The organism is Acinetobacter corruptisaponis (assembly GCF_030053775.1).
Lineage (GTDB): Bacteria > Pseudomonadota > Gammaproteobacteria > Pseudomonadales > Moraxellaceae > Acinetobacter > Acinetobacter corruptisaponis.
Window position 1 is genome coordinate 73,465 of the sequence record NZ_CP125671.1, and the last position, 9,546, is coordinate 83,010.

General features: G+C 41.1%; 5 protein-coding genes and 1 pseudogene. All 6 read left to right on the top strand.

Annotated features, from left to right (window positions below):
* The first annotated feature begins 591 nt into the window (after positions 1 to 591).
* On the top strand, positions 592 to 1,764 hold the full coding sequence (locus tag QLH32_RS19755; RefSeq protein ID WP_262463141.1) for a replication initiation protein: 1,173 nt from the start codon (positions 592 to 594) through the stop codon (positions 1,762 to 1,764).
* A gap of 40 nt (positions 1,765 to 1,804) precedes the next feature.
* A pseudogene (locus tag QLH32_RS19760) lies at positions 1,805 to 1,927 on the top strand (type II toxin-antitoxin system RelE family toxin); the annotation flags it as partial.
* A gap of 268 nt (positions 1,928 to 2,195) precedes the next feature.
* A complete protein-coding gene (locus tag QLH32_RS19765) occupies positions 2,196 to 3,743 on the top strand; it encodes a type I restriction-modification system subunit M (protein ID WP_262463135.1) in 1,548 nt (515 codons plus the stop codon).
* A complete protein-coding gene (locus tag QLH32_RS19770; RefSeq protein WP_262463134.1) occupies positions 3,740 to 4,996 on the top strand; it encodes a restriction endonuclease subunit S in 1,257 nt (418 codons plus the stop codon). The genes QLH32_RS19765 and QLH32_RS19770 overlap by 4 nt, the downstream gene beginning before the upstream one ends.
* A gap of 54 nt (positions 4,997 to 5,050) precedes the next feature.
* Positions 5,051 to 6,079, top strand: a complete 1,029-nt coding sequence (locus QLH32_RS19775; protein ID WP_283269530.1) for a DUF2939 domain-containing protein — start codon at positions 5,051 to 5,053, stop codon at positions 6,077 to 6,079.
* Between the two features lie 38 nt (positions 6,080 to 6,117).
* Positions 6,118 to 9,354: a type I restriction endonuclease subunit R gene (locus QLH32_RS19780; protein ID WP_262463132.1), complete on the top strand. Its 3,237-nt coding sequence runs from the start codon at positions 6,118 to 6,120 to the stop codon at positions 9,352 to 9,354.
* Positions 9,355 to 9,546 lie beyond the last annotated feature (192 nt).

Genomic DNA, 9,546 nt, shown 5'->3' on the forward strand with positions numbered 1-9,546 from the left:
AAGTGGAAGGTTTGTCACCGATAAGTGGAAGGTTTGTCACTGTGGTGGAAGACTTGTCATTGTGCTTTATTTTAAGGTGGATTTTTTAATTTAAAACAATATAATTCAACTACTTGTGATGTTGATAAGTTTGTTTTTATTGAAATAAAGGTGGAAGACTTGTCATTAGATGTTTTTTATTCTGTGGATAAACTATTTGTATAAAATTTAATTGATAATATGATGTTTGATAATCAAGAATATCGGAATGGTGGAAGGTTTGTCACTTTAATGGTGGAATGCTTGAGTTGTAATTCCACTTTAGTGATGTTGTAAGCTACTTCTACTTTCAAGTTGATTGCTTTAGCGACACGGATGAACTATCAAAGGTGGAAGGATTGTCACTTAAAAGTGTTTAATTTTATATTAATTCCACTATAAGGCTAAATAGTATCAAAATTGCACTTTAATAATGACACTTCTTCCACTCTTAAGGTGTTTGATGGGCATAAACTGAGTTAATTTAATGTAAGGAAGAGAAAATAGTGAGCGGTTTGCATCTTCTTCCACTTTTGTGTATAACATGTAGAAAATATGTTAATCTTTCCACTTATGAGCAATCACAACGAACCAGAAGAATTAGAACATCTACCTTATTGTATTGGTAATATTCGACATAATGGAGTAGTCAGCACTAGTAACCGTCTGATTAGACCAATTGAATTATCATCTAATGAGTATAAGGCTCTACTTTATGCAATGGCTGTTGCGAATTATGGTGAGAAGAATAATCAAGATCGTGAAATTACAGAGCAAACTTATATTTATTTGCATAAAGATGATTTAGGCGAACTATTAGGATTAGATAAAAAGAATTCCATTAATGTTGCTATTGATCGTATTTATAAAGAATTATCATCACGAGTAGCTCATTTTGTAATTGAAGAGCCCGTGGATGATAATAAGCGTAAAGTTAAAAAAGTACACTCAGTAGTACCAATTATTCGTGAACTCCGTTGGGAAGATGATGCTAAAAATGCTTTGCAGATACGTTTCACCAGTGAAGTACTTCCGTATTTTACTCGTTTAGCAAATGGAAATTTTACGACCTATCAATTGAAAGATTTATTTGCTTTGGACTCTGTAACCAGTATGAGTTTGTATTCATACTTTATCAAAAATGAATTTAAGTATGCTAATCAAGATTCTTATGAGGTTGAACTTTCACTTGAGAATATCAAAGCATTAATTGATATTGGGGAGAAAAAATACGATCGTTGGGTTGATTTTAGACGATACGTTTTAGACAAAATTATTGAAGAAATTAATGAAAGGACTAGTCTTCAATTAGAGTACGATACCATCAAGAAAGGTCGACCTATTGTTGGAGTTCGATTTAAAATTCTTAATAGGCATGCCACTGAAGTTGTTGTATCTAATGCTAATGATAAGACTCAAATCTATTTAGATGTCAATTTTGATGATAATGCGCTTGTTAAAGAATTAGGTGCGAAGTTCGATATGACTGTAAGGTCTTGGTATATCTATGCAAACGACCCAAATTATAAACAGTTTAGTAAGTGGTTTAAGACAGAAGGGTGCTTAACTGAATCTCAAGCAAATGTGATAGTGAATGATATTATGTTCCAAATGGATTTTGCTGTAGCTGGCAGTTCAATGAGTGAATTTAAGAAAGAAATGAAATATAAATTAAAAAATAATCCAAATTTTGTAAAAGAAAATAGAAAACGATTGAATGAAATATTTGGAAAAGAAGTTATATGACTGTGTAGCAACTTGCTACACTTTTTACTAGTAAATATTGATGACCTATAAGTTAGATTTTTTAGATGAAGCATTAGCAGAATGGAACAAGCTGAATCCAAGTATTAAGCAGCCATTGAAAAAGAAGTTGATCAAGGTTTTGGAGAATCCTCGCATTCCCAAAAAAGGTGAGTTTCAGCAACATACTCATCTTATTTAGTAACAACAGCAAGTTTCCTGTCCAAGCTGAACCAAGTAAGAGTAAAGGTGGAGGCAATCCAAGTATCTCTGATCAATACAAAACCAATCTTTCAAGATTCAAGTACTACGATAAGTTCGGTATCTCAAAGATATGCGACAAGTAATGTCATCTACATGCTTACGCACGCACAGATAATTGGTTACTATTCCCTTACTAAAATTAGATAAGCTATTCATTACAGGTTGATTTTATGGCTCGTGCTCCAAAGCAAACCAAACAAGAACCCTTAGAGGTTGTGTTATGGAAGACTGCAGACAAACTTCGCAAGAACATTGATGCTGCTGAGTACAAGCATGTCGTCCTTGGTTTGATCTTCCTCAAATATATCAGCGACACTTTTGAAGCTCACTACAACTTACTCGTAGAAGGTGAGGGAGAGTTTGCAGGAGCTGACCCAGAAGACCGTGATGAATACACGGCATACAACGTCTTCTTTGTTCCAGAGAATGCACGTTGGTCATTCCTGTTAAACCAAGCAAAACAACCTAACATTGGCAAGCTCGTCGATGAAGCAATGGAAGCTATTGAGAATGACAACCCTCAATTGAAGGGTGTACTTCCTAAGGTCTATGCACGTCAAAATCTCGATTCTACGAGCCTAGGAGAGCTGATTGACCTGATTGGTAACATTGCTCTAGGCGATGCGAAATCTCGCTCTGCCGACGTGCTAGGGCATGTATTCGAGTACTTCCTTGGTGAGTTCGCTTTGGCTGAAGGTAAGCAAGGTGGACAGTTCTACACGCCTAAGTCTATTGTTGGTTTATTGGTTCAAATGTTAGAGCCATACAAAGGACGTGTATTCGATCCTTGCTGTGGTTCAGGTGGTATGTTTGTTCAGTCTGAGAAGTTCGTAGAGTCTCATCAAGGCTTAGTAGATGACATCTCGATCTATGGACAAGAGAGTAACCAGACCACTTGGCGACTCGCTAAGATGAACTTAGCCATTCGTGGCATTAACTCAGAGCATGTGAAATGGAACTCTGAGGGTTCATTTCTTAATGATGCTCACAAAGACCTTAAGGCTGATTACATCATTGCTAACCCACCATTCAACGTGTCTGACTGGAGTGGTGACTTACTTAAAGAAGATGCTCGTTGGTCATTGGGTGTACCACCTGCAGGTAATGCGAACTTTGCCTGGATGCAACACTTCTTGTATCACATGAGTCCTAAAGGTCAGGCAGGTGTAGTCCTTGCGAAAGGTGCTTTAACCTCTAAAACCAGTGGTGAAGGTGAGATTCGTAAAGCCTTGGTTTCAGAAGCCAATGTCATTGACTGTATTGTGAATCTGCCTGCCAAGCTGTTCCTGAATACACAGATTCCTGCTGCCTTATGGTTTATGCGTCGTGACCGTGTTGGTTCAACCAAGTACAAAGACCGTAGCAATGAGATTCTGTTCATTGATGCTCGTAACTTAGGTCATCTGATTAACCGCAGAACCAAGGTTTTGTCGGATGAAGACATTAAGTTGATTACTGACACTTACCACAATTGGAGAAACCAAGATGGTGAGTATGAAGACGTTGCTGGCTTCTGTGCTTCTGTACCGCTTGAAAAAGTGGCTGAGCTTGACTATGTACTCACCCCAGGTCGTTATGTTGGTTTGGCGGATGATGAAGATGAGTTTGACTTTAAGGAACGCTTTACTAGCCTTAAGGCAGAGTTTGAGGCACAGCTTGCAGAGGAAGCTAAGCTGAATCAAGCCATTGCTGAGAACTTGGCAAAGGTGATTGTATGAAGCATCAGACCGAATTTGGTGAAATTCCTATTGAATGGCAAGTGAAGCAAGTCATTGATATCAAAAATGAAGCAAAACGAGCAATAGCCATGGGACCGTTTGGTTCCAATATTAAAGCAGATAACTTTGTAGAAAGTGGTGTCCCCGTTATTCGAGGCACTAATATGAACTTTGCTAAATTTGTAGATGGTGAGTTTGTCTTTCTTACAGAGGAAAAAGCAGACGAGCTATTGGGGAGTAACTGCCAACCTAATGACCTAGTGTTCACACATCGTGGGACTATAGGACAGGTAGCTCTAATTCCTGAGAACAAATACCCTCGTTATGTAATTTCACAATCAGGTATGAAGCTTACAGTTAACCATGAAATCATGGATAGTGAGTTTCTGTTTTACTTCTTTAAGTCTGAATATGGACAATACCAAATTCTCAAGTATGAATCCCAAGTTGGTGTCCCTTCGATAAGTAACCCATTAACTTCACTGAAGGAAATGTGTGTACCAGTTCCACCCCTCCTTGAACAAAAAGCCATTGCCTCAGTCCTTTCATCATTAGATGACAAGATTGACTTACTGCATCGTCAGAACAAAATCTTGGAAGCTATGGCTGAAACACTGTTGATTCAACATGTGTTGCCTAGGGAGGATGAGCAAAATGATGGATTATACTTATTGGGGGATTACCTTGAGACAATCTCAGTTACACATAAGTTTCCAAATCCTCAAGTAGTCTTTCTGAATACCTCAGACATATACAAGGGTAAGGTTCTTATACATGAATTATCAGAGGTAAAAGGCTTACCAGGTCAAGCTAAGAAAAGTATTAAAAAAGGGGATATCCTCTTTAGTGAAATTCGTCCAGCTAATGGTCGTTATGCGCTAATCGACTTTGATGCGGATAACTATGTTGTTTCAACTAAACTAATGGTTTTAAGAGCAAAACAACCCAATTTGATAGGATTGCTGTACTTCTACTTGACTAATAAGCAGGTTACAGACTGGTTGCAAGTATTAGCTGAGTCTAGGTCAGGTACATTCCCTCAAATTACATTTGATCAAGTGGCTGATCTTGAGCTGCGTTTACCACAAGGGTCAGATTTGGATAATCTGATTGGACTATTAGATGACATTTTGTTAAAGCAAAGTGCCAACAACAAGCAAATCCAAACACTCGAAAACCTAAGAGACACGCTTCTACCAAAGTTGATGAGTGGTGAAGTGAGAGTCCAATACCAAACAGAAGAAGTTGCATAACATTAAGGTGAAGTCATTTGATGGCTTCACCTTTTTTACATCAAGGGGTAAACCATGAACAAGAAGCTGCTAGGGGCTTTAATTGCAATTGTAGTCGTGATCTGTGGCTATTTGTATGCTTCGCCATATCTTGCCATCAATAACATTAAGAAAGCAGCAGAAGCAGGTGATACTGAAAAGCTATCAACCTACATTGACTATCCAAGCGTTCGAGAAAGCTTTAAATCTCAGGTGAAAGCCAGTGTTATGAAGGACATGGCGAATAGCAATAGTGATGGTTGGGAAGCATTAGGTGAAATGTTGGCTGTTGCTATGGTGGATAAAGTCGTTGATGCCATGGTGACACCTGAGGGTGTAACACTCATGCTTCAAGGTAAGGATATTCGTGATGCAATTAAGCAAGATTTGGCAACTGAAGATGTCAAGCAAGAACAGAATGTAAAGTTTGAGTCGAGTACTCGATATTTAACTATTAATGATTTTGAGTTAACGCTTAAGCGATTGGATACAGACAAGAAGCTGAAAGTCATTATGCATCGTAATGGCTTAAGTTGGAAGGTAACCAAATTAGCTTTAGACCTAGATCAGAATTCAGTTGCTTTGGATCAAGAATCTAATCTTCAAGATACATCAAGCGAACAAGTACTTGAGGCAAAAGTACAAGATCGACCAACAATATCTCAAACGGTCTTTAATCACTCTGGTGCTCAAGTCGGTAAAGTCATGGAATTTTGCTATCGTGATCCATGTTCTGTTGCACAGGTCAAAGGATTTGAAATATTAAGCCAAACTCCAAATGACGTAGATATCGAATTGACCTTGTTGGGTGGAAGCAAAGGGTGGGAGGATGAGTCTACTGAGTGGAATGATGCTACTCATACAATCCAAATTACTTGCTCTATTGAGAAGCCGACAGTTCGTATGGAAGGACAAGTGACAGTAGTCCCATTGAACAAAGATCTAGGTGTACCAGGCGTTTTGATGTCGGATGCTGAAATTTATGCTCATGCGTGTCATGGCGATTTCAATGGAACACTAGAAGAAATGACAACGAATTACGGCTACAACGTACATACTGAATAAAGAAGAAGTGAGCAAGGGGGGGGAGGATAGTGACTAAGATGACTGAATCAGACATAGAGCTGATGGCGATAGAGCAACTGGAGGGAATGGGCTATACCTATGTGTATGGACCAGAGATTGAATCCAAGGGAAGCAACCCTCTGCGGAGCTATAAGCAGGTCATCTTGGAAGCCAAAGTGCTTGAGGTATTACAGCGTCTCAATCCTCATTTGAATGAAGACAAGTGCCTTGAAGCACTGAAGCAAGTCACTAATCTGCATTCCCCAGATATGCTTAGCAACAACCAGGCATTCCACCGCTTACTTACTGAAGGCATCAACATTGAAGTGAGTAAGGATGGAAACACCCAAGGTGAATATGCCTGGCTTGTTGACTTCAATAATCCAAGCAATAACGAATTCCTTGTCGTAAACCAAGTCACCATCAAAGAAGATCGTTGGACCAGACGACCTGACATTATCATCTATGTGAATGGCTTACCTCTGGTAGTGATTGAGCTGAAGAACGCAACTGATGAGAATGCCACTGTAGAAGGCGCATATAAGCAGATCCAGACCTACCAAAGCCAGATCCCATCACTGTTCACCTACAATGCTTTCAACGTCATCTCTGATGGTTTAGAGGCGAAAGCAGGCACTGTATCAGCAGATCTCAGCCGTTACATGGCTTGGAAGACTTCTAATGGTCAAACCAAAGCAAAGAAGACGCAGGCACAGCTTGAAGTCTTACTACATGGTTTGCTTAATCCAGTCACATTACTGGACATGATCAGACACTTCATTGTGTTTGAATCCAATAAGCAAGAAGATGCCAACGGCTTAATCACTATTAAGACCATCAAGAAGATGGCTGCATATCATCAGTACTATGCAGTGAATGCAGCAGTCCTCTCTACTATTCGTGCATCTGCAGTAAACTCGGACTCGAAGTCTGCAGAAGTCGCAATGCAGCAGCAAGGCAGAAGCAAACTGGAACTGGTTCAACAGCAGGCAGTAGGTGACAAAAAGGCAGGTGTAGTATGGCATACCCAAGGTTCGGGTAAATCTCTGTCTATGGTCTTCTACACAGGCAAAATTGTCCTGGCTTTGGATAACCCAACAGTGGTCGTGATCACAGACCGGAACGATCTGGATGACCAACTGTTTGGAACCTTTGCTGCATCCAGCCAATTACTGCGCCAGACACCAAAGCAAGCAGAGAATCGAGAAGAACTCAAAGAGCTACTCAAGGTTGGTTCAGGTGGGGTGATCTTCACCACCATCCAGAAGTTCCAACCTGAAGATGGTGGCAGTGTTTATGAGCTGCTGTCAGACCGCACCAACATCGTGGTGATTGCAGATGAGGCACATCGTTCACAGTATGGTTTCAATGCCAAAGAAGTCGATGTGAAGGACGATGAGGGCAAAGTCGTAGGTAAGCGTACTGTCTATGGTTTCGCCAAGTACATGCGCGATGCCTTGCCGAACGCCACTTACCTTGGCTTTACCGGTACACCGATTGAGAAGACCGATGTCAACACGCCTGCAGTGTTTGGTAACTATGTCGACATCTATGACATCTCGCAAGCTGTTGAAGATGGTGCCACCGTTCGGATCTTCTATGAAAGCCGACTCGCCAAGATTGCCATCAGTGAGGAAGGCAAAGAATTGATCGAAGATTTTGACGATCAGTTCAGTGAAGAAGACTTAAACCAAACACAAAAAGAGCGTGCGAAGTGGGCAAGGGTCGAAGGGCTGATCGGCAGTAAAGAGCGTATCAAGGCGATTGCCAAAGACATCGTAGAACACTTTGAACAACGTCTTAAAGCCAATGCAAACCAAGGTAAAGGCATGATCGTCAGCATGTCCCGTAGGATTGCTATCGACCTCTACAACGAAATTGTAGCGATCAAACCAGAATGGCATAGCGATGATCTAAACGATGGTGTGATCAAGGTGGTGATGACCTCATCTGCTTCTGATGGTAAGGAGATTGCCAAACACCATACGACCAAGCAACAACGCCAGATCCTGGCCAATCGTATGAAGGACAATGATGACAAGCTGAAGCTTGTGATTGTTCGTGATATGTGGCTGACTGGTTTCGATGCGCCGAGTATGCACACGCTCTACATAGACAAGCCAATGAAAGGCCATAACCTCATGCAAGCGATTGCACGAGTGAACCGAGTCTACAAAGATAAGATTGGTGGCTTAGTTGTCGATTACCTTGGTATCGCATCTGACCTGAAAGAAGCACTTTCATTTTACTCTGAAGCAGGTGGTAAGGGTGACCCTGCATTAGTGCAAGACGAAGCTGCAACCATTCTACAAGAGAAGCTCGAAGTGATTGATGGCATTATGCATGGCTTCAATTACCAAGAATACTTCACAGCCAATACTTCTCGTAAGCTCAACATTATCCTTGAAGCAGAAGAACACATCTTAGGTGTAGACCAAGGAGAAGGTAAGACTCGCTTCCTGACAGCAGTTGCAGCGATGTCACAGGCATTTGCTTTAGCAGTGCCTCATCCTCATGCGATGGAAGCAGCACCAGTGGTTGCCTTCTTCCAAGCAGTGAAAGCGCGACTTGCGAAGTTCAGTGATGGCTCAGGCAACGTCTCAGGCATGAGTAATGCTGAGCTTGAAGCTAAAGTGAAGCAAACCATTGACCAAGCACTTGTTACAGAACAAGTGGTCGACATCTTCGATGCAGCAGGAATCCAGAAGCCAGACATCTCAATTCTCTCAGATGAGTTCTTGCAGGAGATGAAAGGCTATCAGCATAAGAACATTGCACTTGAAACATTGAAGAAGCTCCTTGGTGATGAGATCAAGGTAAGAGAACAGCGGAGTGTCACCCAAGGTAAAAAGCTCATGGATATGCTGAGCTCTGCGATCAAGGGCTATCAGAACAAGGTACTGACTGCAGCCGAAGTCATTGATGAACTCATCAAGTTGGCTAAGGCAATCCAAGAGTCAGACAAACTTGCAGAAGAACTCAACCTGACTGAATACGAATATGCGTTCTACTCAGCAGTCGCAGACAATGAGAGTGCTCGTGAGCTGATGCAAAAGGATATTCTTAGAGAGCTTGCAGTTGTCCTCACAGACTCGATTCGTAAGAACGTAACCTTGGATTGGACCATTAAAGAATCTGCGAGAGCGAAACTCAGAGTCATCGTGAAACGCTTGCTGAAGAAGTACGGTTATCCACCTGATATGGCTTTGCTTGCAACAGAGACTGTCTTGGAGCAGGCGGAGCAATTGGCTGAAGAATTAGCAACGGCAGCTTAGTTGTCACCACTAAATTACAACTAAAACACAACAAGGGGGGGCAGTTTTTAAATGTCATTAGAGGGTCATTTTTACACTGCCGCTAACAAGCTTTTAGATCAGAATAAACTGGTTGAAAATTTCATATCTGGAGCAGATAAAAGTGAACCGTACCGGGTTTGTCGGAGAGTCAATATTCTGAGAGACTACCCC